26 protein-coding genes are annotated in these 25,480 nt (G+C 35.5%); 17 read left to right on the top strand and 9 right to left on the bottom strand.

Going from position 1 to position 25,480, the window contains the following annotated elements; genetic code table 11:
- Positions 1–3: 3 nt before the first annotated feature.
- The 3 genes from gerYC to NSQ69_RS04095 form a co-directional block, all read right to left on the bottom strand.
- Positions 4–1,086 carry a spore germination protein GerYC gene (gerYC, locus tag NSQ69_RS04085; protein WP_002140451.1) on the bottom strand — a complete coding sequence of 361 codons (1,083 nt, stop codon included), beginning with the start codon at positions 1,084–1,086 and terminating at the stop codon, positions 4–6.
- Entirely contained in the window at positions 1,083–2,588 is a 1,506-nt protein-coding gene (locus tag NSQ69_RS04090) for a spore germination protein (RefSeq protein WP_033729732.1), read from the bottom strand. The genes gerYC and NSQ69_RS04090 overlap by 4 nt, the downstream gene beginning before the upstream one ends.
- Positions 2,589–2,712: 124 nt before the next feature.
- Positions 2,713–3,309: a hypothetical protein gene (locus NSQ69_RS04095; protein ID WP_002087481.1), complete on the bottom strand. Its 597-nt coding sequence runs from the start codon at positions 3,307–3,309 to the stop codon at positions 2,713–2,715.
- A 231-nt stretch (positions 3,310–3,540) separates the two neighbouring features.
- On the opposite strand from NSQ69_RS04095, the gene NSQ69_RS04100 reads away from it, so the two are divergent.
- From NSQ69_RS04100 to NSQ69_RS04110, 3 genes are all read left to right on the top strand, one after another.
- Positions 3,541–4,101, top strand: coding sequence for a nitroreductase family protein (locus tag NSQ69_RS04100; protein ID WP_002125380.1), 561 nt, complete (start codon positions 3,541–3,543; stop codon positions 4,099–4,101).
- Between the two features lie 117 nt (positions 4,102–4,218).
- Positions 4,219–5,634 carry a stage V sporulation protein SpoVR gene (spoVR, locus tag NSQ69_RS04105; RefSeq protein WP_002125381.1) on the top strand — a complete coding sequence of 472 codons (1,416 nt, stop codon included), beginning with the start codon at positions 4,219–4,221 and terminating at the stop codon, positions 5,632–5,634.
- A gap of 106 nt (positions 5,635–5,740) precedes the next feature.
- The gene (locus NSQ69_RS04110) at positions 5,741–7,003 is read left to right on the top strand and encodes a neutral/alkaline non-lysosomal ceramidase N-terminal domain-containing protein (protein ID WP_016126590.1); all 1,263 of its coding nucleotides are present in this window, start codon (positions 5,741–5,743) and stop codon (positions 7,001–7,003) included.
- Between the two features lie 128 nt (positions 7,004–7,131).
- Here the strand turns inward: NSQ69_RS04110 and NSQ69_RS04115 are convergent, their stop codons facing one another.
- Positions 7,132–7,605 carry a MarR family winged helix-turn-helix transcriptional regulator gene (locus NSQ69_RS04115; protein WP_016126591.1) on the bottom strand — a complete coding sequence of 158 codons (474 nt, stop codon included), beginning with the start codon at positions 7,603–7,605 and terminating at the stop codon, positions 7,132–7,134.
- 145 nt (positions 7,606–7,750) lie between these two features.
- Here NSQ69_RS04115 and NSQ69_RS04120 point away from each other — a divergent pair, with 145 nt between their 5' ends.
- The 9 genes from NSQ69_RS04120 (at position 7,751) to NSQ69_RS04160 (ending at position 13,406) form a co-directional block, all read left to right on the top strand.
- Complete coding sequence (locus NSQ69_RS04120) at positions 7,751–8,335, top strand: DUF3238 domain-containing protein (RefSeq protein ID WP_341098951.1); 585 nt, start codon at positions 7,751–7,753, stop codon at positions 8,333–8,335.
- Between the two features lie 132 nt (positions 8,336–8,467).
- Positions 8,468–9,052, top strand: coding sequence for a DUF3238 domain-containing protein (locus NSQ69_RS04125; RefSeq protein ID WP_002125385.1), 585 nt, complete (start codon positions 8,468–8,470; stop codon positions 9,050–9,052).
- Positions 9,053–9,293: 241 nt separating this feature from the next.
- Positions 9,294–9,557 carry a metal-sensitive transcriptional regulator gene (locus NSQ69_RS04130; protein WP_000456201.1) on the top strand — a complete coding sequence of 88 codons (264 nt, stop codon included), beginning with the start codon at positions 9,294–9,296 and terminating at the stop codon, positions 9,555–9,557.
- Between the two features lie 88 nt (positions 9,558–9,645).
- The gene (locus NSQ69_RS04135; protein WP_002125386.1) at positions 9,646–10,206 is read left to right on the top strand and encodes a sulfurtransferase TusA family protein; all 561 of its coding nucleotides are present in this window, start codon (positions 9,646–9,648) and stop codon (positions 10,204–10,206) included.
- A gap of 38 nt (positions 10,207–10,244) precedes the next feature.
- A complete protein-coding gene (locus tag NSQ69_RS04140; RefSeq protein ID WP_002125388.1) occupies positions 10,245–11,381 on the top strand; it encodes an MBL fold metallo-hydrolase in 1,137 nt (378 codons plus the stop codon).
- 21 nt (positions 11,382–11,402) lie between these two features.
- Positions 11,403–11,633, top strand: coding sequence for a sulfurtransferase TusA family protein (locus tag NSQ69_RS04145; RefSeq protein ID WP_002125390.1), 231 nt, complete (start codon positions 11,403–11,405; stop codon positions 11,631–11,633).
- Positions 11,634–11,671: 38 nt separating this feature from the next.
- Positions 11,672–12,031, top strand: a complete 360-nt coding sequence (locus NSQ69_RS04150) for a rhodanese-like domain-containing protein (protein ID WP_002169111.1) — start codon at positions 11,672–11,674, stop codon at positions 12,029–12,031.
- 88 nt (positions 12,032–12,119) lie between these two features.
- Positions 12,120–12,599, top strand: a complete 480-nt coding sequence (locus NSQ69_RS04155) for a DsrE/DsrF/DrsH-like family protein (RefSeq protein WP_002029908.1) — start codon at positions 12,120–12,122, stop codon at positions 12,597–12,599.
- A 33-nt stretch (positions 12,600–12,632) separates the two neighbouring features.
- Positions 12,633–13,406: a sulfite exporter TauE/SafE family protein gene (locus NSQ69_RS04160; RefSeq protein WP_002169110.1), complete on the top strand. Its 774-nt coding sequence runs from the start codon at positions 12,633–12,635 to the stop codon at positions 13,404–13,406.
- Between the two features lie 33 nt (positions 13,407–13,439).
- Here the strand turns inward: NSQ69_RS04160 and NSQ69_RS04165 are convergent, their stop codons facing one another.
- Complete coding sequence (locus NSQ69_RS04165; RefSeq protein WP_002029912.1) at positions 13,440–13,880, bottom strand: hypothetical protein; 441 nt, start codon at positions 13,878–13,880, stop codon at positions 13,440–13,442.
- A gap of 149 nt (positions 13,881–14,029) precedes the next feature.
- A complete protein-coding gene (locus tag NSQ69_RS04170) occupies positions 14,030–15,238 on the bottom strand; it encodes an LCP family protein (protein ID WP_002125398.1) in 1,209 nt (402 codons plus the stop codon).
- A 314-nt stretch (positions 15,239–15,552) separates the two neighbouring features.
- On the opposite strand from NSQ69_RS04170, the gene NSQ69_RS04175 reads away from it, so the two are divergent.
- Complete coding sequence (locus NSQ69_RS04175) at positions 15,553–16,551, top strand: YhdH/YhfP family quinone oxidoreductase (protein ID WP_016126594.1); 999 nt, start codon at positions 15,553–15,555, stop codon at positions 16,549–16,551.
- Positions 16,552–16,585: 34 nt separating this feature from the next.
- Here the strand turns inward: NSQ69_RS04175 and NSQ69_RS04180 are convergent, their stop codons facing one another.
- From NSQ69_RS04180 to NSQ69_RS04190, 3 genes are all read right to left on the bottom strand, one after another.
- Positions 16,586–18,241: a Na/Pi cotransporter family protein gene (locus tag NSQ69_RS04180; RefSeq protein ID WP_341098952.1), complete on the bottom strand. Its 1,656-nt coding sequence runs from the start codon at positions 18,239–18,241 to the stop codon at positions 16,586–16,588.
- 509 nt (positions 18,242–18,750) lie between these two features.
- Positions 18,751–19,740: an NAD(P)-dependent alcohol dehydrogenase gene (locus NSQ69_RS04185; RefSeq protein WP_002169108.1), complete on the bottom strand. Its 990-nt coding sequence runs from the start codon at positions 19,738–19,740 to the stop codon at positions 18,751–18,753.
- A gap of 185 nt (positions 19,741–19,925) precedes the next feature.
- Positions 19,926–21,128, bottom strand: a complete 1,203-nt coding sequence (locus tag NSQ69_RS04190; protein WP_002169107.1) for an MFS transporter — start codon at positions 21,126–21,128, stop codon at positions 19,926–19,928.
- Positions 21,129–21,604: 476 nt separating this feature from the next.
- Here NSQ69_RS04190 and NSQ69_RS04195 point away from each other — a divergent pair, with 476 nt between their 5' ends.
- The 4 genes from NSQ69_RS04195 to NSQ69_RS04210 all read left to right on the top strand — a co-directional run bounded on the left by NSQ69_RS04195 (position 21,605) and on the right by NSQ69_RS04210 (position 25,450).
- Positions 21,605–22,693 (top strand): DUF871 domain-containing protein, encoded by a 1,089-nt coding sequence (locus NSQ69_RS04195; protein ID WP_002169106.1) that lies wholly within the window; start codon positions 21,605–21,607, stop codon positions 22,691–22,693.
- Positions 22,694–22,771: 78 nt separating this feature from the next.
- The gene (locus NSQ69_RS04200) at positions 22,772–24,712 is read left to right on the top strand and encodes a BglG family transcription antiterminator (RefSeq protein ID WP_002125412.1); all 1,941 of its coding nucleotides are present in this window, start codon (positions 22,772–22,774) and stop codon (positions 24,710–24,712) included.
- Between the two features lie 110 nt (positions 24,713–24,822).
- Entirely contained in the window at positions 24,823–25,143 is a 321-nt protein-coding gene (locus NSQ69_RS04205) for a PTS lactose/cellobiose transporter subunit IIA (protein WP_002125414.1), read from the top strand.
- 1 nt (position 25,144) lies between these two features.
- Positions 25,145–25,450: a PTS sugar transporter subunit IIB gene (locus NSQ69_RS04210; RefSeq protein ID WP_002087440.1), complete on the top strand. Its 306-nt coding sequence runs from the start codon at positions 25,145–25,147 to the stop codon at positions 25,448–25,450.
- Positions 25,451–25,480 lie beyond the last annotated feature (30 nt).

The raw sequence follows: 25,480 nt of genomic DNA on the forward strand, positions 1-25,480 counted from the left end.
TCACTATTCTCCGATACCAGATTGCACGACATTGATTTGCACATGAACAGCAACGTCTACATTAGGGTACATTTCTTGAATTTGTTTTATAGTCCATTTTCTTGAATGACTACGAATTTCTTCTTGTATACCTATCGGATCGATTTCTTTTTCTTGGAATTGTTTTATTAATTCGTTTAAATGCTTCTCAAGCGTTTTTTCTACATGTTTTTTTACGTAAGTTATATTTTCGTGCTTTGCTAAATCGAGCCAGTCGGGAGCATTTTTTATAAGTCCGTTTAACTTTAAGTGGATGTTAACTTTCGGAATGTCACCGTTTTGGGAAAGAGAACAAAAACTTTTCCCGGATAAGTTTTGAGTAGCGATCAATCCTTTATGCTTACCTTGACGTATCGGAACTTCGTAACGACCATTTTTAGTTGGATTAATGAGTAGTTTTAATAAAAAAGATCCTTTTTTATCTGTGTACATAACCACTTTATCCTTTTTTAAAAAAGCAATTCCTTTAATGGAAGCAGACTTGTCTTCATCAACTTTAATATAAGGAAGAAATGGATCGCATCCAGATGAATAAAAGTTATATAAAAAAATATTTAAAGCTGTCCGAGGGATTGTCTCGGTTTCTATATTTTGCTCCAGTAAATCAGATAGATATAGCGATCCATTCGTTTTGACATGTTTAAGTAATTCTTCTGTTGAACCATCTACAAGCGCTAGTTGCACATCTCGGCCAATATTAGGATCACGTTGTAAGTTGTTAATAACATCCCCAATTCCACGTTCACCAAATGATTTTCCAAATAGGACAACACGCATTTGACCTACAGCGATCGTATGTGGTGATTTGGCGTTTAGAAGTGAAGAAATTGTTTCAATTGTATCTGCGGTAGTTGACTGAGTTTCTGGTTTTGATTGAACGCCTTTTGTGTAATCGGGATATAAGATTGTCCCGCGAAATTTTTTATCTTTCGTTATATCAAATCCACCTATATGAATCATTCGCTGTGTGTCTACTATATTCGGTTGTGTACAGCCGGATTGGAAAATTAAAATGATAATGGAAAAGCATAATAAAGTATTTTTCATTTCTCTTCACCATCATGTTTTTCTTTCGCTTTGTTTGGATCATAGCGCCATTTCTTTTTTGGTCTTAGAAAAGAGGCACGTCCTGCAGTTTGACTAAATGGCAAGCGAAAGAGACCTTCTGCCGTTCCTAAACCGCGAAATGGATATAGAGGTAATAAATAAGGTGATCCAAGTGATTTTAAGCGAATTAAATGAGCTAATATGAGTACGAATCCTACAATGAGACCTAAGCCCCCAAATGCACCAGCTAAAAGAATAAGTGGAAATCGTAGTATCCGGATAGTAGAAGACATTTTTACAGTTGGTGTTGTAAAAGAAGCGAGTGCTGATAAAGCAACTGCAATTAATAAAATGGTACTCGTTAAAGCAGCCTGAACAGATGCTTGGCCAATTACAATCCCGCCAACGATGCCGATTGTTTGTCCAACTTTTGTAGGTAATCGCGCTCCAGCTTCACGGAGCAATTCGATTGTGATTTCTAAAAAAAGTGCTTCTAAAATGGGCGGAAAGGGTACATTAGCTCTTGAAAAAATAATCGGACCTAGTAAATCCGCAGGAATCATTTGATAGTGATACGTTAATACAGCTGTATAAATAGCTGATGAAAATAGCGAGAATGCTGCTCCGAAAAAGCGAACCATTCGAAGAAATGAGCCTGCTATCCATGGTAAATAATAATCTTCTGGAGAGACGAAGAAATCGAGTAATGTCGCTGGTCCAGCTAATGCGTAAGGTGAACCGTCTGTTAAAATGACGACTCCTCCATTCAATAATGCATAAACGGAGCGATCTAAACGCTCTGTAGGGAGTAAAACAGGGAAGGGAGAGTTGCTGTTATCACTAATAAACTGTTCAATCATAGTTGCATCGAAAGGAACATCAAAGTCAATGTCTTGTAGGCGCTGCATCGCAGTATTAACGTGCTGCTCATTCGTAATATCTTCGATGTAAGCAACTACGACTTTTGTTTTTGATATAGAACCAACTATAACTTCTTTGAAAACTAATTGTTCTGTGACGATATTTCGCCGAAGTAAGTGTATATTTGTATCGATATTCTCAACAAATCCGACTTTTGGACCGATGACACTATATTCATTTTCAGTATCGTTATATAGCCGTGTACCTAAAACGGAACTTTCAGCACGAATAAGTGCATATTCTGCGATTTGAGAATCATTTTTTAGTTGTATAAGTACATACCCACTTAATAATTTTTCACGAATGTCATCAATAGTAGGGCCAGTGATAATCTCCTCAAGTGTGACGATATTTGCTATATCACTTATATTTTCAATGTGATCTAATTCTCTTTTTATAGGTGTTAAAATGAATCGATTAATGAGGAGTGATTCAGCCGTAGATTTATAGTAAAACAAACATAATGTCCCATCTTCTACGATGTTATAAGAAACGAAATCACTCGATTCTTTCATAGTATGGATAAACTCTGGAATGGAACAGATTGTTTTTTTCTTCTTTTTAGACGATAAACGAAACATTTTCTCACCCCTTACTACATCATTTTCTTATGTTAGTTTTTGGGAAAGACGGGAATTTATACTTGAAAATTGAAAGTTCATAAAGAAAAGGAAGAGTATTGAATATCTCTTCCTTTTTGACAGGCTAATTTGTTTTCTTTTCTTTAATAGACTTCACTAATTTAATCATTTCTGCCCGTATATCTTCTTTTTTAACATTTAATTTTTCCGCAATTTGTTTAATATCCATCCCATCTTTTTTCATTTTTAGTACATCGTCAAGAGGGGTATTACTTTTTTGAGAGATGATTGTTAACACGGTAAGTTGGCGTAAGCCGATGTTATATTCTTTCATTTTTTGTTTCAGTCCATCTGGTGTGGACTTTTGCATATTTGCTAATTTTTGCAGTAGTGCTTTTTTCGTTTCTTTATTCATATGATGCTTTTTCAATTTACTTGGGTCTACACCGAAATGCTCGGCTGTTTTCTCCCAAGATTTATTTTGCTTATAGTAAGCTAAAACGTCCTTAATTTCTTTTTTACTTATTCTTGCAATGTGGGCAGCTTTCCAAATTTCATGTTTATTATAGCCGAGTTTTTCGAGCGACTGCATTTCTTCTTCTGAAATAGGCTTATGATGGTGCATTGTTACTTCTTTTGGCGTGGCAGCGGAAGCAGGAAAGACAGATATCCCGCACAATAATGCTGCCATAGTCATACTTACTGCGATTTTCTTGTACATATAAACTCCTCCTAGATGGGTAATGTGGAAAACTTACACATATCATTTCCATAAAATGTGAAAAACTTGTGAACAAGTTAAGTTTTTTTATTCACAGTATAAAAAGAAGTTTTTCATGGTTTTCCAACATAAAACATTGATTAATAGTGAAAAACTAGGTTATAATCGAAATTGAAAATCAATATCAATGACGGATTTATACATATAGATAAAAATAAGGGAGAGAAAAATATGACTACATATACTTCCATCGCAAACGTTATTAAAGAAAGACGTTCTGTTCGTACATTTACAAATAAAGCAGTAGAAAAAGAGCTATTAATTGAACTATTGAACGACGCAACATGGGCACCGAATCATAAACACCGTGAACCATGGAATTGTAAATTATACATTGGAGAAGGCCGTCAGAAATTAGTAGACGCAGTACTAAACTCTTTCACAGAAGAAGAAAGAGCAAAACGCGGCAAAACTTTATCTGATCGTTTCTTAAGCACACCTGCTCAAATCGTTGTTTACATTAATGAAGATCCGCGTCAAATTCAACGTGACGAAGATTACGCTGCAACATGTGCATTTATGCAAAACTTCCAATTACTTGCTTGGGAACGCGGCTTAGGGTGCGTTTGGAAATCAGGTGGATTAAACTACAATCCACTATTTATAGAAGGAATTGGTTTAACAAGAGGTCAACGCATCATTGGAATTCTTCATATCGGCTATTTCGATAAAGCACCAGAAGGAAAAGCTCGTACACCGATTACGGAGAAGATGGAGATCATTGAAGGTTAATTAGAAAGAGGCATTCTCGTTTTTTTAGAGGGTGTCTTTTTATTATGCAATCAATCCTCATGAAAGCTTGTTCCTCATCATACACTTTCTTAAGGGAAAGTGTAAGGAGGGAAAATAATGAGAGCAAGTGATGATAAAGCACTACAATATGCGATTGCTGAAATTACGGAAATTGCGACTGGATTTGGTCTTGATTTTTATCCGATGCGCTATGAAGTATGTCCAGCGGAAATTATCTATACATTTGGTGCATATGGGATGCCGACGAGGTTTTCGCATTGGAGTTTTGGAAAGCAATTTTTCAGAATGAAATTACAATACGATTTAGGACTTAGTAAAATTTATGAACTCGTTATTAACTCTAATCCATGTTACGCCTTTTTATTAGATACGAATTCTTTAATTCAAAATAAATTAATCGTGGCGCACGTTTTAGCACATTGTGATTTCTTCAAAAATAATATTCGTTTTTCTAATACGAAACGCGATATGGTTGAGAGTATGGCAGCGACAGCAGATCGTGTGAAGGCGTATGAACATAAGTATGGAAGAGAAGAGGTAGAAACATTTTTAGATGCCGTACTTGCCATTCAAGAACATATTGATCCATCGCTTATGCGTCCGAAACTTGCATGGAGTATTGAAGATTTAGAAGAGGATGTAGAAAAGAAAAAGATATCACAGTACGATGATTTATGGAATTTAGATGATCGAAACAAAAAGAGAGAACGACCTAATATGCATAAAAAGAAGAAAATCCCACCGCAGCCAGAAAAAGATTTACTCCTCTTTATTGAAGAATATAGCCGTGAGCTAGAAGAGTGGCAGCGCGACATATTAACGATGATGCGTGAAGAAATGTTATACTTCTGGCCACAGCTTGAAACGAAGATTATGAATGAAGGTTGGGCTTCCTTCTGGCATCAACGCATACTTCGTGAAATGGACTTAACATCTTCTGAAGCAATCGAATTCGCGAAGCTTAACGCAGGTGTCGTACAGCCATCAAAAACAAGTATTAATCCATACTACCTCGGTATTAAAATGTTCGAAGATATTGAAGAGCGCTATAACAACCCGACAGAAGAAATGAAACGACGCGGTGTGAAACCTGGTTCTGGTCGTGACAAAATCTTTGAAGTACGGGAAATTGAATGGGATGTATCGTTCCTAAGAAACTATTTAAATAAAAAACTTGTAATGAGAGAAGATATGTACTTATTCCAGCGCCAAGGAAAAGAATATAAAGTAATTGATAAAGAATGGGAGCATGTACGCGATCAACTCGTAAATATGCGCACAAATGGAGGTTTCCCGTACTTAGTAGTAGAAGATGGAGACTACTTAAAGAATGGGGAATTGTACATTAAACATAGCTATGAAGGAATTGAGTTAGATTTAAAATACTTAGAAAAAGTATTACCGTATCTTCATCAGCTATGGGGAAGAACAGTGCATATGGAATCGATTGTGGAGAGTAAGGGCGTTGTGTTTTCTTATGATGGGAAAATGGTGCATCGGAAGTATGTGTGATGAAAAGAACGGACATAGGATTTCTTGTCCGTTCTTTTCATTTTGAAAATGGTAAATATGCTATTCTTGAAGAGAGGGAGTTACATAGAGAAATGGAGCGATTCAAATGAGCAAAGTAGGGGTATGCAAGGTGGATATTACGCCGCCTATAGGTATTGATTTTATCGGATATCATAGAGATACAGGGATTAATAATATTGAAGAGCACATTTATGGGACAATTTTTGTATTTGAAAAAGATGAAATGAAAACTGTGTTTATAAGTATTGATAATATCGGAATGTTAGTAGAAGATACGACGATGATTCGTGAACGAGTAGCTAGTGAGCTGAATGAGCCGTTGCAGCAAATAACTGTCGTTTATACACATACTCATTCTGGTCCGGAAACAGTCGGTGATCATCCTTTAATAAAGTCGTATAAAACGATTTTACTAAATAATGTAGTGCAGGGTGCTATTACTGCGAATAATAATATGCGGTCATGTGAAGTTGGGTGGGATGTTACAACAGGTGATATTGGAGTAAACCGAAGAGAGAGGACACCTGATGGAAAAGCAAAGATGGGCATAAATATAGAGGGTATTGTAGATAAAAGAATTGGTGTTTTAGCAATGAGAAATGCTGAGTCAAAGGAGTTAGCTGGGGTCATTGTATTTTGTACTGCTCATCCGAATGTTTTAAAAGGGGATAGCGATGTATTATCAGCAGATTATCCTGGAATGACGCGAGAGATTCTGGAGAAAATAGTAAACTGTCCTGTTATTATTGTTCAAGGTGCCACTGGAAATGTGAATGCGAAGTATCGTGGTTCACAGGAAGCATTAAAACAAATGGCTTATGTACTCAGTGGACATGTGTTAACGATATTACCAACAGTTACATATAGACCAATTGTAAATCTAAGAACTATTTCGAGTACGATGCAAATGAAATTAAAGGATATTCCAGAAATTGAAGAGATAAAAAGAATGGCCCAATTAGCTGAGAAGCAGTGGGGTGTGAATACTGAAGAATGGCTTACTATCGTTTTAGAAAAGCATAGGAGAAACATTCAGCAAGTAAGTATTGATTTAGAAATTCAATTGTTTCAAATTAATGATGGGATATTCTCTGGAATACCGATGGAACCTTTTTCAGAAACCGCTTTAGAAATGAAAGAGAGTGTTCAAAATGAACTAGCTTTCTTTGGTGGCTATACGAATGGATATATTGGTTACTTACCGACAAAAGAGGAGTATGCATATGGTGGGTATGAAGTGGAATTAAATCCTGTTGTGTATGGGCCGGTTACAAATTTGTTGATGCCGCCAGAGGAGAATACGGCAGAGCTGGTCGTGCAGAGAGTTACGGAATTATATAATGTATAAAATATGGGTATCCCATATATTTAAAACAAAATTTAAAGGAATCAATGATTTTAATAAAGCTGTAAAAAACGAATCCATTTTGAAAAAGACTAATCAAAATGGATTCGTTTTTTATATGGAGTTTTTGTTTACCAAACAGGTCGTATGTTGGATGATAATTTTCCTGCATCTTCTGTGTTAACGAATGTTGTCAAATCTTCTTTTAGCAATTGCATTCGATCCGCACCTATATTTTCAATCCATCGCTGTTCTATTTCAGCTACTATTTCTTTTTTTGCTTGCATTACTGCTAAACCACGTTCGGTGAGAACAATGATTTTACCTCTTTTATCAGTAGGATGCGTTTGGCGCGCGACATAACCACTGTTCTCAAGAGAATCTACCATTTTACTCACAGCTTGCTTAGAAACCCCTAAATATTCAGCTAGTTCTATACCTGTTGCTCCATTAGGAAGGATGCGTTTGAACATAAAACCATGCACTGGCCTAATATCTTCAAATCCCAATTCACTTAATTTGTCATGTAGTTCAGTGATTAGTGTGCTGAACGATAATGATAAAAGTGAAGTGAGATCTAATTCGTTAAATGTTTGATGATCCATGTATATAACCTCCGCACTTGTAGTCAATTAAGTTGACTATCGGTAAGGTCTATTGTACTATACATAATATAGTCAATCAAATTGACTATATTATGTTGGTAGAACAAATAATGATTTATATAAATAGAATCAATGGAGGTTTCACATGGTTAATATCGTTAAAATTAGAGGGAGTGTATTTGCACCGTATGCTTTGCTGAAACCTATTCAGGATCCTGCGACGGGAAGAGTGTTTGAATATGCCGGAGATGCACGTGAATTTACACCATACGCTGTGAACACAAAGCGTTCAAGATTAGAACAAGAAGTGGTTGTTGATTTTTATAAAAGAGAAATTTTCACATATGCAGATGCTTGTATCGTTATTGTGGAAATTACAAATCCAGATGGCTCAATTGAGTATCAAAAAGGAGAAACAAGTACAGAAAACATTGCATGTACAAATATTGTATGGAGTGAAGATGAAGTTTCATTTGAAATGAGAGCAAGTGCAAGTAATCCGTTAAACGCGGCAGCACCTGCAGCTGATTATTTTTTGACTATACGAGTTAATGAAAGTGGTACTGTGCATGTTGAAGGTTTACATGATGGTTTTCCTTGCTATGAATTTTATAAACAAATAGACTTTGGTTCATTTGAATTAATATACACACATGATTTCAGAGAAACGGATGATACCCCAGCAGCACTAGCTGGAGAAATGGAATATAGCTTTAAAACGAAAATCTAATAAATATAGCGCTATTTTTCGGAAGGAAGTAGCAAATGTAAAAGAGAAAGCTACTGATTATAAGAGCGAAATTGTGATCTGTTTTACTCCATAGTATGCAGTATCTAAAATAAAATTATAGAGGTGTTTCTTATGACTAATATCGTTAAAATTAGAGCTAACGTATTTATTCCAATGTCTTGGACAGAACCGAAGAAGGATGTACAAACAGGGAAAGTAATCCAATTCGAAGGTGATTCACGTGAATTTACACCACATGCGGTAAATACTATGCGCTCTAGAGTTGAGCAAGAGGTAGTAGTGGACTTTTATAAAGAAGAAGTGTTTTCATATGCAAACACGGGTATTACGACAGAGAAGGTCACAAATCCAGATGGTTCTGTGAATAAAAGAACAGGAAAAGCGAGTACTGAAAATATTGTGTGTACGGATATTTCATGGAATTCTGACGGTGTGCAATTCAAAATGAGTGCAAGCGCTAGTAATCCGTTAAATATGTATGCCCCTCCTGTGGACTATTTATTAACTGTATGTGTGAAAAAGGATGGTAGTATTGATATTCAAGGAGAACATGATGGATTCCCTTGTTTCGAATTTTATAAGCAAGTAGATTTCGGTTCATTTGAACAAATTTATACACATGATTTTAGAGAAACTGGTGATACACCTGAAGCGTTAGGTGGAGAAATGGATTATAGTTTTACAAAGAGTTTATAAGAAGTAGGATAATAAAACGGTTGATTCCTTGATTCGTAAATGAAATGAATTAGTTGGACTACCAAGCAGTGTAGTTGAGAAATGCAAAAGCCAATGAAATCAGTGGCTTTTGCATTTTTACTATACTCTAGGATATTTCAAAAAAATAAACCACTTTACAATATACCCTTAAGGGTATATGATATTATACAAAGTTACAAAGTAATGTATAATATAGTTATAATTACGGAGGTGGTCTACAGTGGAATATAATCAAGATATGAAAAATAGATTGAAACGTATTGAAGGTCAAGTTCGTGGTGTGCTTCGCATGATGGAAGAGGGAAAAGATTGCCGAGATGTTATTACACAGTTAACTGCATCCCGTTCTGCACTTGATCGTACAATTGGACTCGTTGTTGGAACAAATTTAGAGCAATGTTTGCGCGAGCAGTTTGAAACAGGTAATGGTTCAAATGAAGAGTTAATTAAAGAAGCTGTTCAATTACTTGTAAAAAGCCGATAATCTGTCAAACATATGTGTTGACAGATTTTCAAAAACATTTTATTATACCCCTACAGGTATACGTATAATAGTTAGGGAGGAAATGATTATGAGTATAAAAGTTGATATGAATTTAGACTGTAAAGGCTTGGCTTGTCCGATGCCAATTGTGAAGACAAAAAAGGCGATGGAAGGATTGGCATCAGGACAAGTTATTGAAATAGAGGCGACGGATAAAGGATCGACGTTAGATATACAAAGTTGGTCAAATAAAGTAGGGCATCAATATATTGGAACGAAACAAGAGGGAGATATATTAAAGCATTATGTACGAAAATCCCATGAACATGAAGTAAATGAAGTTGTGAAGTATCCTCATACAATTACGAATGGGGAATTGCAAAATATATTATTAAGTGGTGAAGAGTGCACTGTATTAGATGTTCGTGAAGAAGCGGAATTCGTCTTTGGTCATATTCCATCCGCAATTTCGGTGCCGTTAGGTGAATTAGATAGTGCTATGTTAGACAGTGCGAAACCAATTTATGTCGTTTGCCGAACTGGTAACCGTAGTGATGTAGCTTGCCAAGTGTTGAAAGAGAGAGGTTTTTCAAACGTGAAAAATGTCATTCCAGGTATGTTAGAGTGGCAAGGAAATATAGAAAAATAAAATTTTTTAAATATAAATATACCTCAGGGGGTAATTGAATGAGTATTAAACTGTTACAAGCAAAAGATGTCGTAGAGAAAGTTTTATTCGGAGAATTGTTTATTTTAGATGTTCGTAATGAAACGGACTATGAAGATTGGAAAATTGAAGGGAAACAAGTTTCTTCTATAAATAAACCGTATTTTGACTTATTAGATGGTGTAGATCATATTGTAGATGAATTGCCGAGGGAGAAAGAAATTTTAGTCGTATGTGCGAAAGAAGGTTCTTCGCAGTTTGTCGCAGAGCAATTGTTACATGCCGGATTCAATGATGTTTATTATTTAGCTGGTGGTATGAAAGCTTGGAGTGAATATGTAAAGCCGTTAAAAGTAGGAGATGTACAGGGCGGAGGAAGTGTATATCAATTTAACCGTCTTGGAAAAGGCTGTTTATCTTATATGATCGTCTCAAACGGTGAAGCAGCAGTTATTGATGCAGTCAGAACGGTTGAAGCATATGAAGATTTTGCGGAAGAGCATGGTGTTACTATTACGAATGTCATGGATACACATTTACATGCAGACCATATTTCTGGAGGACGTAGGTTAGCTGAAAAAGTAGGTGGTACGTATTGGTTACCTCCAAAAGATGCGGAGGAAGTCGTTTTCTCATATAAACCGCTTGTTGAAGGATCTGTTATTACGGTGGGGGGTACCAAAATTGAAATTGACGCATTATACTCACCGGGGCATACGATTGGAAGTACATCATTTATTGTAGATGATTCCTATTTATTATCAGGTGATATTTTATTTGTAGATTCAATTGGCCGTCCAGATCTTGCTGGGAAGGCTGAAGATTGGGTGAGTGATTTACGAAATACGTTATATAAACTTTATAAGGAACTGTCTCAAGATTTAATTGTTTTACCGGCTCATTATTCAAAAATAAGTGAAATGGACGACAGAGGCATTGTGAGTGCGCATTTACAAGATTTATTTAAGGAGAATGTAGGGTTAAATATTGTTGATGAGGGAGAGTTTCGTAAAAATGTGACAGAGAACTTACCGTCTCAGCCGAATGCTTATGAAGAAATTCGTCAAACGAATATGGGTAAGATTTATCCGAGTGTGGAAGAAGAGCGTGAAATGGAGATTGGCCCAAATCGTTGTGCAGTTCATGATTCATTATAAAATAACAAACTGGAGGAATAGATGATGAATGTAAAACAAGTATTAGATGCGAAAGGTTTAGCATGTCCAATGCCAATTGTAAGAACGAAGAGAGCGATGGATGCTTTACAAACTGGAGAAGTGTTAGAAGTACATGTAACAGATAAAGGATCAGTAAAAGATATTCCAGCATGGTCAAAAACAGGCGGTCATGAAATAGTAAAGCATAATATAGAGGACGATGTACTGAAGTTTTGGATTAAGAAGGCGTAGTGAAGAACTAGTTTTGTAAAGGCGGAGAGGTTGGTTATATGAATACAATATTAAGTACGCTTTTCATTGTACTTGCTGCATGGTTTGTTATTTCGCGTTTTTTACCGGTGAAAGGTGTTCAAAATATAAATGGAAAAGAATTAAAGAGTATAGTGGGAAAACAGGGAAAACAATTTGTCGATGTTCGTACAGTAGGTGAATATAGAGGAAATCATATGAAGGGATTTCAGAATATCCCACTAAATGAGTTAGCTAGTAGAGCAAATCAATTAGATAAAAATAAGGAAGTGATTGTTATTTGTCAGAGCGGGATGAGAAGTAAGCAAGCAGCAAAAGTATTAAAGAAATTAGGATTTCAGCGCATTATAAATGTTTCAGGCGGTATGAACGCTTTGTAAGGGGAAATTAGTATCGGGTGTAGATAGATAATTTGAGCCATTTCACAATTTTTTAAATACCCCCATAGGTAATTAGGAGGAGAACAACATGGAACAACAGAAGAAAACGACGATTGTTTTATTTAGTGGAGATTATGATAAGGCGATGGCAGCTTATATTATTGCAAATGGTGCAGCGGCGTATGATCAAGAGGTGACTATTTTTCATACTTTCTGGGGCTTAAATGCCCTTAGGAAAGATGAGCATGTGAAAGTAAAGAAAACGTTCATAGAAAAAGTATTTGGAAAAATGATGCCGCGCGGCGCTGATAAGATGGGATTATCAAAAATGAATTTTGCTGGTATGGGGCCAAAAATGATTAAAGGTATTATGAAAAAACATAATGCGATGCCTTTACCAGATTTAATTGATTTGGCGAAAGAACAGGGAGTTAAACTTGTAGCTTGTCAAATGACAGTAGATTTATTAGGGTTAAAAGAGGAAGAGATTATGGAAGGGGTAGAGTTTGCAGGAGTAGGTGCATATTTAGCAGATGCTTCGGATGGGAATGTGAATTTATTTATTTAAATCACCTTCTTTTTAGAAGGCGGGGGATACAATATGAGTTTAACAGTACTGCTTTTTATTATTGGGTTTATAGGGTCATTTATTTCAGGAATGGTTGGGATTGGCGGTGCAATTATTAATTATCCGATGATCTTATACATTCCAGTATTGCTAGGATTTGCTGGATATACATCACATGAAGTGAGTGGTATTACAGCGATTCAAGTATTCTTTGCAACTTTTGCAGGCGCGTGGGCGTATAGGAAAAGTAACGATATGGATAAAACTTTAGTTGTGTATATGGGAGCTAGTATATTAATAGGAAGCTTTGTAGGTAGCTTTAGTGCGAATCTATTAAATGAGCATGCTGTAAACGTTGTTTACACATTACTAGCTACTATTGCGTCTATTATGATGTTTATACCGAAGCGAAGCAATCGTAAGGGGACAGAAGGAATTACGTACAATAAGTGGCTCGCTAGTTTGCTAGCGTTTATTGTAGGAAGTGTTTCCGGCATTATTGGGGCTGGTGGTGCATTTCTTTTAGTACCGATTATGCTAGTTGTTTTAAAACTACCGATACGTACAACAATAGCAACATCTATCGCTATTACTTTTATTTCCTCGATAGGAATTACTACTGGGAAAGTGATTACTGGACAAATAGTTGTTATTCCGGCTCTTATCGTTGCGATAGCAAGTTTATTTGCCGCTCCTCTTGGAGTGAGAGTAGGGAAGAGAGTGAATCAAAAAGTTTTGCAATACGTATTGTCTACTTTAATTGTAGGAACTGCGATAAAGATGTGGGTTGATATGATATCGAAATAAAAAGATGGTGCTCTTGTAGCACCATCTTTTTATTTACGCCCAAATAACTTTCATTAAGTTCTTATACTCATCGTTTGCCAGTTTATATAGCATTCTCGTATGTTCAAAGACAAGTGCGGGATTAAAGTTTGGTTCTGAGAATGCAAGAGATGTTGAAATATCAATTGCATTTTGTTTGTTTAGCGTGAATTTTGCAAATCGATAAGATGTGTTTAATTCATTGATGACATGTAAAATATCATTTGTTGATGTTGAATCAGGTACAAGAGCAACATTGAAGCAGTATATATCCACAGCAGGATGTTCGCTTTGGAAAGCAGCGATAAGTTGAATTTTTGCGCCAGCTTCTGTTTCTAGTCCTACTGAGAAATGTACAGAACCATCATTTTCATCTATATTTTCTTCCATATATATATCGTTTGATTTTAAGTACTCTTTAAAATCTGAAATGTTATGTTTTACTGCAGCTTTCATATGTGTGAGCCCCCTGATAATTGGAATAGATTACTATTATTTATTATAATTTAAAAATATTAAAAAAGATAGTTGGAAAGTTCTGATTTTTTTGTTTTGAAAGCATTAAAAAGAAGCAGTGCTCTACCTCCATAGAGCACTGCTTCTTTTTATTCATTGTCATTAGACGATGTTTCTGTATCTTCACTGTTATTCTTATTATTCGTTTCATTGTTACTTGATTCGCGTTCACTCGTATTTGCAGACTTAGATTCTTTTGTTTTCTCTGAGTTTGTTTTTTTCGAATCAGAATCAGAATCAGATTTTGTATATGCAGGTAGTCCAAGGTGACTACGAAGTTCGTTTGTAACATTAGCTAATTCTTTTTTATCTGGATTGTAGTAGTAAGTTCGGCCACCACCAGCTGACTTACTACATGTATCATCACCTTTTGCCATGTAACAATCTTCACCTTCAATTTGTAATTTCTCAATTGAAGAATCTGCTCCATATTTATAGAATGAAAGCATATCATCGAATGTTAAGTTTGTAACGAATTGTCCGTTAATATCATCAATGATGTTACCAACTTTTGTTACGGATCCGACGCTTGTTAGTTTCTTTAAAATTGCTTCAATAACGAGTTGCTGACGTTGTCCACGCATCGCATCACTATCAACGTGTCGTGTTCTAGCAAGAGCAAGAGCTTCTTCACTATTTAACTTTTGAACACCTTTTTTCAGGTGAATTGCATCGGCGTTATCATTACTATCTTGTTCAGTAAATTCAACTGGTACGTCAACTTCAATGCCGCCTAAATCATCAACGATTTTCATGAATGATTTAAAGTTGAATTTTACAAAGTAATCGACGGGAACATTCATTAATTTTTCAACTGCATCAATACTAGCTTGTGGTCCACCATCTTTTCCGTTTTTAGTAGAACCAAATGCATGAGCGTGTGTAATTTTATCTTTTTTCTTTTCTACTGGAATATAAGTATACGTGTCACGTGGAATACTTAATAGCTTTACAGTTTTGCTATCTTTATTAAACGTTGCAAGTAATAGTGCATCCGTTCTTATAGCTTCACCATATTCTTTCCCACGGACATCGCTTTCATCAACACCCATTATTAAGACAGAGACGTTATTTGTAATAGGTTTTACAGCTTTATCACGTAAATCAGATTTATCACCGCGCGCTAAATCGTGAGCGGCATTTCGAACAGCAGAAGATGCTTTATTTACTAAAAACCATGTATAACCGCCACCTACTATTAAAAAGAATAGAATGACGCTTATAATAATTTTTGTTTTTTTCTTACTTTTTTTCGGTTTATTGCGTGTATTTTCTTGCAAAGATGGGTTTTGCTCCATTTCTTGTACTCCTTCATTTGAATTGAAATACGACACTCATATCCACTTATTATAATGAAATTTAGCGAAAAAAAACATTACAAATCATTTACATTTCGTAAAAATTCAATTTATTTATAAAAAGTCAGATTTTCTATATTTTATTTTTAAGATGTAGAACAAGTATAATGTGTTTTAGTAGAAATGAAAATATGTAATGTGAGAAAGTGATAGAGAAGTAAGATTTGTTGAAATATAGCCAAGAAGATGTGATTAGCTGTATATATACTTCTTATATAATAAAGAAAGATTTTACGGATGAAGGAGAGAGCATAATGAATCATACATCATTCCGAGCAATTGTCGTGAACGAAAAAGAAAATAATCAATTTGAAAGAAATCTTGTTGAGAGAGAAATTAATAGTTTACCTGAAGGAGACGTATTAATACGTGTTTATTATTCTTCATTAAATTATAAAGATGCCCTTTCAGCTACTGGTAATAAAGGTGTAACGAGAACATATCCTCATACACCAGGTATCGATGCAGCGGGAGAGGTAGTTAGTAGTGAAAATAACGCCTTTCAGGAAGGCGATCAAGTTATTGTAACTGGATATGATTTAGGTATGAATACTTCTGGTGGTTTCGGAGAATATATTCGCGTGCCATCATCTTGGGTTGTTCCTTTACCGAAAGAAATGTCTTTGAAGGAAAGTATGATGTACGGGACAGCCGGTTTTACAGCTGCCTTATCGGTATATAAGCTCATTAGAGCGGGAATTACGCCTAGTATGGGAGATGTTTTAGTAACGGGTGCTACGGGCGGAGTAGGCAGTGTAGCAGTTAGCATTTTAGCGAAGCTAGGATATAACGTAGTAGGATCAACTGGGAAAATAGAAGAGGAACAGATGCTGCTACGTTTAGGTGCAAAAAAGATGATTCATCGCGCGGAGTTGAGTGATGAATCAGGAAGACCGATGCTTAAAGGAATATACGCTGGGGTTGTCGATACTGTAGGCGGAAGCATGTTAGAAAGTTCTTTAAAGGTAGTTAAGTATGGAGGCTGTGTAACAACGTGTGGTAACGTAGCAGGGCATGAATTAAATACAAGTGTATACCCATTCATATTACGAGGGATTAGCCTTTTAGGAATAGATTCAGTTCAATGTCCAGTAGATGTGAGAAGAGACGTGTGGGCATTGCTAGCAGGTGAGTGGAAAAATTCAGAGCTATTATCTTATACAGAAGAATGTACATTAAAAGAATTAGATGAGAAGTTTGCACTTATACTGCAAGGAAAGTTAAAAGGAAGAACGGTTGTAAAGATGAAATGAAAAAAGAGACGCTTAAATTAGCGTCTCTTTCCTATTATAATGATTGTTTTAAATTTACTTTTCCTTGTTCACCTAAAACACCATCAGCGATATTTACAGCGTGATCACCGATACGCTCTAAGTTACTTACCATATCAACGTAGATGATGCTTGCATCACCTGAACAGCTACGTTCGTTCAGACGTAATACGTGACGTTTACGTAGAACACGTTCCATTTGGTCAATTTTACGTTCTTTTGCAATAACCGTTTGTGCTAGTTCAGTATCGAAGTTTGTTAAAGCATTGATTGCATCTTGTAATGTTGAAATTGTTAATTCAAGCATTTCATTTAATTCAGCTAGTGCCTCATCTGATAGTGAAACGCGGTTTGAAATTTGGAAATCTACAAGTTCTACAAGGTTTTCTACATGATCACCGACACGTTCAATATCTCCAACAACACCAGCCAAAACAGAATGCTTCTCAGAATCTGTAGGTGAAAGTGGTTTTTCTGATAATAAAACTAAATACTCGGTAATTTTTTTATCTAAATTGTTAATAGCGCCTTCTAATTGAGTAGCCATGTTCGCGTGTTTTTTGTCTTGTGTATTTAAAAATTGGTTTGCTTCTTTTAATCCATCTAATGAAAACTCCGCCATACGGATAATCTCTTTTTGAGCTTCTGTTAAAGCAATAGCTGGAGATTGTTCAATAAAGATTGGATTTAAATGCTGTGGTTTGAAGTTAATAGATGCATCTTCACCACGAATAAGTTTTGTTACAATCCAGGCTAATACAGCAATGAATGGGAACTGAATGATTGTATTCGTTACGTTAAACGTCCCGTGTGCAAATGCAATTGTCATTTCTGGATTTAAGTTTAATGACGTTTGGAAATATTGAATTAAACTTGTAAATGGTATTAATATAATCGTAAAGATAATGGTACCGATAATATTAAAGATAACGTGAACTAATGCTGCACGTCTTGCTGCAATTGAAGTACCGATTGCTGCTAATATTGCTGTAATTGTCGTACCGATGTTATCACCGAATAATACAGGAAGGGCAGCTTGTAAGTCGATTGCACCTTGACCGAATAATTCTTGTAAAATACCGATTGTCGCACTTGAACTTTGTACAATTAAAGTGAAGACTGTACCAACAACAATTCCTAAAATTGGATTATCACTCATGCTAACCATTAACTCTTGGAATGACTCTAAAGAACGAAGAGGTTTCATACCTGCGCTCATTAATTCTAAACCGAAGAATAACATACCAAAACCGAATACAACTTGACCTACAGAATGTACTTTTTTATTTTTAAAGAAGAATAGTAAGATTGCTCCAACTGCCATAATTGGGAGAGCGTATTCTCCGATTTTAATTCCGATAATAAATGCAGTAACTGTCGTTCCGATGTTCGCACCCATAATAACACCAATTGCTTGTCTTAATGTCATAAATCCGGCACTTACAAGTCCGACTGTTAAAGCGGTTGTTCCTGAACTTGATTGAATTAATACAGTAACTAACATACCTGCTAGTACACCCATAAGAGGATTTGTTGTAAAACGATCTAGAATATCGCGAAGACGATCTCCAGCTGCTTGTTGCAGTCCATCGCCCATGTATTTAATCCCGAATAAGAAAATACCTAATCCACCAATGAACTGGAAGATCATATCTTGAATATTGTATTCCACGCATTCCACTCCTTAAATTTCATGTACGATGTAATTATTAACTAAACCTTGAGGCACTGTAAACGGTTTGTCTGTAAAATTTACACTAAATTTACAAAGTGATAAAAAGTTTACAATTCTTTAAAGAAACACCTGGATTTAATTGGTTTTCATGCATGGTATATGACTATTTTGTGAAGAAGTCACATTTATCACACTATTTATTGATAGTAAAAATAGGTGAAGGGAAACTACCCAACTGGGTATGCGGATTGGAATTTTATTTTGTTATGATGATGGTTCTTTGCATATTTTTTGATTAAAGTTAGAAAAATATGTAGGGAAACGGGGGAGGTTTGAAATGGATTTATTTAATGAAAGTAAAAAACGATTAAATTATTTTAAACTGTTTTCTTTTGAGATGCTCGCAACAATAAAAAAGAGCAATTCGCATATGAATTTGCTCTGCTTTTTTATGTTAAAAACTTTCGGTGCTTTGCATTTTAACAATTATGCAAAGTGTTTTTTCTTTATTTAGAATCGTCATTATGCTCCATAGTTATGACGACATTTCCCTTCTTATGTCCTTTTTCAACATATATGTGAGCTTCAATAATTTCTTCAAAAGTGTATTGCCTATCAATGACCACTTTTATTTTATCGTTCTCAACAAGTTCTTTAAGGAAATTTAATGCTTCGGAAGTTTCAGGTGCGTTTTGACTTAATATGAGTTTCATGCGACTTGTCAATTTAGTCCAGAGCATTTGAGCACTTGGTAACGGTTCAACGATATTTATATAGGTACCATCTTCCTTTAACATTTTAATACACTCTGAAAAGGAGCTCCTGTTTACCGCTTCAAAGATAACATCATAAGTTTCGTCTGTAGTAGAAAAATTTTTTGTGGTGTAATCAATTACTTCGTCAGCTCCTAGAGATTTGACCAATTCTAAATTGGAGCTACTGCACACACCTGTAACTGTTGCGCCGAAATACTTGGAAATTTGTACTGCATAACTTCCGACACTTCCAGAAGCTCCGTAAATAAGAATGTTTTGACCGCTTTGAACGTTAGCTTTCCTAAGGAAAAATAAAGCTGTACGTGCTCCAATTGGGATGGCTGCGGCTTCTTCATAGGATATGTTGGAGGGCTTTATGCACACTGCTCCACCTTCAGGTAGACAAATATACTCAGCATAAGAACCAAAATTTACTTGGGTAGCTGCAAAAACTTGGTCTCCTTTTTTAAATCGTGTGACGTCTTTTCCTACCGATTCAACTTCACCAGCCAATTCCATTCCGAGTATTTGTTTTTTCGGTTGCTTAAAGCCAAGTGCGATTCGAGCGGGTAGCCAAACAGAAGAGGGAACCGTAAAACTTCGTGAGCGAATATCTCCTGCTGTTACGGTTGTCGCTTTTATTTTTACTAGTATTTCATTGTCCTTAGGAGCAGGTTTTTCTATCTCTTTCAGTTGAAGAACGTCGGGGGGACCGTATTTTGTGTACACTATTGCTTTCATTAATATTTCCTCCAATTCGTTCTATATATTAATATCATACGAACAACATGAATAAATAGAACAGCGGTTCACTCTTCAATACAATGCAAAAAGCAGTGTGATTTTTCTTAGGAATCCACTGCTTTTTGTATTTGTGTATATATGATTTTCTTAGTCCAAGTATCTCAAAAAAGAATCAATTAGCATTACCCAACAGCTTTTTCGTTTGTTTTATCTCCCTGTTTTTGTTTCCGTAAGTTTGTGATGTAAATGAAAAGAAAAGCGATAAGTAATAGAGAGGAATATCGATATACAGTTGCATAGTTGGTAAAGTGTGCAATGAATCCAAAAATAATCGCTCCAGCACCAATTCCAAGATCAAATGCTGAGAAGAATGTTGCTGTTGCTACTCCTCTCCGGTGCGGTGCTACTCGGTCAATCATCCATGCTTGTAGTGCCGGTTGAATTGCTCCGAAACCACTGCCGTAGCACGCTGCGGCAATAATTAAACTCGGAATTGTAGTTGTATACGACAGCAAGATAATACCTGTAAACGTAATAATAACTCCTGGAATGATGACGAATGTATGGCCTTTCGTATCATATAATCTTCCAGAAAACGGGCGAGTTACAGCGATTGCAAGTGCGTTAAATAAAAAGAAGAGACTGATATCAGCAATCCCGACTTCCGTAGCAAATAATGTAATAAAGCTCCCAATTCCCCCGTACATTAATGTAATACATAATATTAATAATGAAGGAAGTAAAGCTTTACGCTCAATAAATCCATCGAGAAAGGTACCAGATGTTTGCTGTGGTGGTTGCGGCGATTTTTTGATTTGAAGTAGTTTCGTTAATATTAATGAAACTATTGTGCATGAAAGTGCACATAAAAAAAGAATCGTGAAGTTATATGCTTGCATAAGCCAAAGTCCGATAAGGGGACCGAGCGCCATGGCGATAGTTCCAGAAAGACCGAAATATCCCATGCCTTCACCGCGGCGAGCTTGCGGAATTAAATCTGAAACGACAGTTCCGTATGTAGTCGTTGTAATACCAAAACCAGCTCCGTGTAAAATTCGAACGGCAAGCAATAGGAAAACGGTTGAAGCGAAAAGATAACTGCCCATAGCGAGTAAACAAATAGCGGTACCGATCATTAAAATGATTTTTTTGTTGAATTTCTGCAAGGCATTTCCAGTTAGCGGCCTAATAAAAAGTGCTGCAACGGTAAACATGCCGACAACGAATCCGATATTTGAACTTGTGCCCCCAATTTCTTTCACATAAACAGGTAAAGTTGGAATTAACATTTGAAATCCTAAAAACATACATAAGTTTGCTAGAATTAGCGCAATAAACTCTTTTGTCCATAACGGTTCTCGTTTTACGAGTACTGCCTCTCCCATATATTCATCCCCTATATAAAAGTTTTCCCGCTATTTGCGGGCAGTAAAAATCCCACCTCAAAATCCGGCTGGAGCAAAGAAGTTAGGTGGGAGTCGTGCTGCCCGTAAACGCCCGATTGGTGAAGGCTAATAATCAGTGGGGGATGAACAAAACCCCACACTGATTAAAGTTTCACTTTATCTCTGTTCTTTCGAGTATATGTATTGGTCAACGTAACAGTCAAGGAAGGTGCCTTGAAAACGTATAACAATTTTCGAGGCAAAAAAACTGACAAATTTGTGGAAAGACTACACAACTATGAAAAAAAGATGTAAAGTATAGATGTATAGACTAGTAGTTGTTATGAATGATAGAAATTATTTTTTCTTTAAAGAAAGCGAATTCAAATGGTAGTGGACGAGAAGGGGATACATACTTTTTTCACTACAAATATTTGAAAGGGTTTACAATATGATGAAGAAAGAGGCGTGTACATATGAGACGATTAGGTATTTCTATTTATCCAGAACATTCGACAGTAGAGGAAGATAAGGAGTATTTAACATTAGCAAGTAAATACGGATTTACACGTGTATTCACATGTTTATTATCTGTAGATGGCGAAAAAGAGAAAATTGTAGAAGAGTTTAAAGAAATAATTTCTCATGCGAATGCATTAGGATTCCAAGTATTGGTTGATATTAGTCCGTCTGTTTTTGAGCAACTAGGTATTTCTTATAATGATTTATCGTTTTTCCATGAACTAGGTGCTTACGGTATTCGTTTAGATGTTGGTTTCTCAGGATTAGAAGAATCGATTATGACGTACAATCCATACGGTTTAAAAATTGAGATTAATATGAGTAACGGTACGAAGTATGTAGATAACATTATGAGTCATAGACCAAATCGTGAAAATTTAATTGGCTGTCATAATTTCTATCCGCATCGTTATTCAGGATTATCATACGATCATTTCATTAAATGCTCGAAACAATTTAAAGATTACGGTATGAGAACAGCTGCTTTTATTTCATCATTCGATGCAACATATGGACCTTGGCCAGTAACAGAAGGGTTATGTACGTTAGAGCAGCATCGCGAATTACCGATGACAACACAGGCGAAGCATTTGTTTGCAACAGAATTAATTGATGATGTTATTATTGCGAATGCTTATGCTTCAGAAGAAGAATTACAAGCACTAGGTGCGTTAAATAAAGAGAAACAAACATTTGATATAGAACTATACGATACAACAACAGATTTAGAAAGAATTATCGTATTAGAAGAACCTCATTTTTATCGCGGGGATGTATCTGAATATATGATTCGTTCTACACAAAGTCGTGTGAAATATAAAAAAGAAGAGTTTAAACCGCATAATACGCGTGAAATTAAGCGTGGCGATCTTTTAATTGATAATGAGCAATATGGCCAATATAAAGGTGAATTGCAAATTGCTTTAAAAGATATGGTGAATACAGGAAAAACAAATGTAGTTGGCCGAATTATAGAGGAAGAAATTTTCTTATTAGATTATTTACAAGCTTGGGATAAGTTTGGATTTACGCTAAAGAAATAATGAACGTGGGATAAAAGGGAAAAAACTACTGATTTCAGTGGCTTTTTCCCTTTTATATAAAGAGCGAGAGGAAGAGCTATGACAAAAGTGCATCAGCGATTAATTTCCATTTTAGAGGAGTTTTTAGAAGAGAAATCGATGTTAAATCGAGCTTTTTTAGCGAGCCGTTTACACGTATCAACGAAGACGATTCAAAAGGATATAAAATTATTAAATGATATATTGGAAGAACACGGAGCGAAAATTGAATCACAAAGAGGGAATGGGTACGAACTAGAAATTATACAAACTAAGAAGTTTGAAGATTTTTGCGTAAATGTATTTCAAAAACAGACAGAAAAGATTCCAACTTCTTATGAAGAAAGAGTAGCTTATATTTTACACCGTATTTTAACGACAGATGGGTATGTGAAGCTTTCACAGCTAGCGGAAGAGATTTATGTGAGTAAATCTACTGTAAACTTAATTATGAAAGATGTTACGGATATTTGTAGTCGCTATGAGTTACAAATTGAAAAAAGACCATATTATGGTATACGTATTGTAGGAGAAGAATTTAATATTCGTTCTTGTTTATCACAATATGGTTTACCGCGGTATGAACATACTCCGTTTCATGAGAACTATGAGCAGACGGACACATATTTATCGTTACCCCATATTTCTCTCATCCGCTCAGTTATACTAAAGTATATCGAGGGAGGAACGATATATTTATCAGATATAGAAATTGATAATTTATCAATTCATATTGCGATTGCTTTAAAGAGATGCAGGGATGATCATTACATTCAAGCACTGCATGTAGAGGAATCTGAACTTATAATAAAGAAAGAATATAAAATTGCGAAACAGATTTTAGGGAATTTAGGGGCAGAGCTAAAGCTTCAATTTCCAGAAGAAGAAATTTTATATGTGACGATGCATTTATTAAGTACTGCTGTTACAGCGAGAGATCGCTATGAAAATGTAGAAGAGCTATTAGGGAAAGACGTATATGCATTCATGCAGCATATTCTTTTCAAAGTAGCGGAAGAACGGAATCTTACTTTTTATTACGATGAAGAATTATTATTTGGTTTTGGTGTTCATTTAAAAACGTTATTAAATCGTTTGAGATATAAGTTAAATACGAGGAATCCTCTTTTGGCAGAAGTGAAAAAAAATTATCCATATGCTTTTGAAATTGCAGTTCTCGTTGGAGATATAATTGGTGAATATACGGGTGAATCCATTCCAGAGAGTGAGATTGGTTATATTGCCATTCACTTTGGTGGGGCGATGAGCCGCTTGCAGGAAAATAATCAAAAGAAAAGATGTTTATTAGTTTGTGCAACTGGTCAAGGGAGTGCACAACTACTGAAATATAAAATTCTATCACATTTCCGAGATAAACTAGAGATTGTAGGTATTACAGGGTACTATCAATTGAAAGTGGAAGATCTTTATAAAGATAAAATAGATTGTATTATTAGTACGATTCATATACCGAGTGGTTTGCCTGTTCCGGTTATAAAGGTAAACTCAATATTTGATGATAAAGAGATTAAATCAATTGGTAAGCAGTTATTTACACATGTGAATGATAGTATGCAGCAATATATTAAGGAAGATTTGATCTTCTTAAATCGTAGTGCTTCTACGAAAGAAGAGGTTATTCAGTTTTTATGTGAGAAAGCTGCTGAGAAAAACTATGTACCCGCAAACTTTTATGCTTCTGTTATGGAGAGAGAGAACACATCTCCTACAGCGGTTGGAAACTTAGTGGCAATTCCGCATCCGATGCAATTATTAAGCGATACGACATTTTTGATGTTTTGTACACTCGATAAGGCGATTGACTGGGGAGATAAAAAAGTACAAGTTATTATTTTATTTAGTGTGAAGCGCAATAATAATGAAGATTTACAAAAGCTTTATGATTTTTTATATGATATTATGTCTAATCAAACTATAATAGAAAAATTGCATCAGGCTCAAGCTGTTGATGATTTTCAAGAAATCTTACTATCATTATGAAAAAGTATATTAAAACTTCCGTTACATAACGGAAGTTTTTTATGTTTAATTGTATGCGTTTTCATAATAAGATGAAAATATAGAAAAAACATAGCTTGGAGGAATTTAAAATGACTGATATGCAAACTCCATTTGCGTTAATTTTACATGGTGGTAACGCGAGAAGCGCGGCACTTGAAGCAATTGCTTTTGCAAGACAAGGAGATTTCCAGAATGCGAGTGAAAAGATGGAACTTGCTAGTGAGGAAATATCATCCGCTCATCGTATTCAAACCGATTTAATTCAAGAGGAAGCAAGAGGCAATCATGCAGAAATAAGTTTATTATTAGTGCATGCACAAGATCATTTAATGAATGCCATTACAGTGAAAGAACTTGCTGAGGAATTTATTACTCTTCATAAACGAGTGGAAGAGAAAGTGACAGTATAATATGTACATTTTATTATGTTGTGCAGCAGGCATGTCAACGAGTATGGTTGTAAGAAAAATGCAAGAAGAGGCAAAGAAACAAGGGAAGGATTATAAAATTAAAGCAGTTGATTCGGAACTTGTGAAACTGGAAATAAAAAATGCTGATGTTGTTTTAATTGGACCACAGGTGAAGTATTTGTTTCCAGCGGTAGAGTTTCTTGCAAAGTCATACGATATACCAGTTGCAATTATAGAGCAGCGAGATTATGGTATGTGTGATGGTTTGAAAGTACTTAAGCAAGCTGAACAATTAGTTTTAGCGTAATTATATTTTTTTAAATATAAACATTATAAT

The organism is Bacillus sp. FSL R10-2201 (assembly GCF_038008665.1).
Classification (GTDB): Bacteria; Bacillota; Bacilli; order Bacillales; family Bacillaceae_G; genus Bacillus_A; species Bacillus_A mycoides.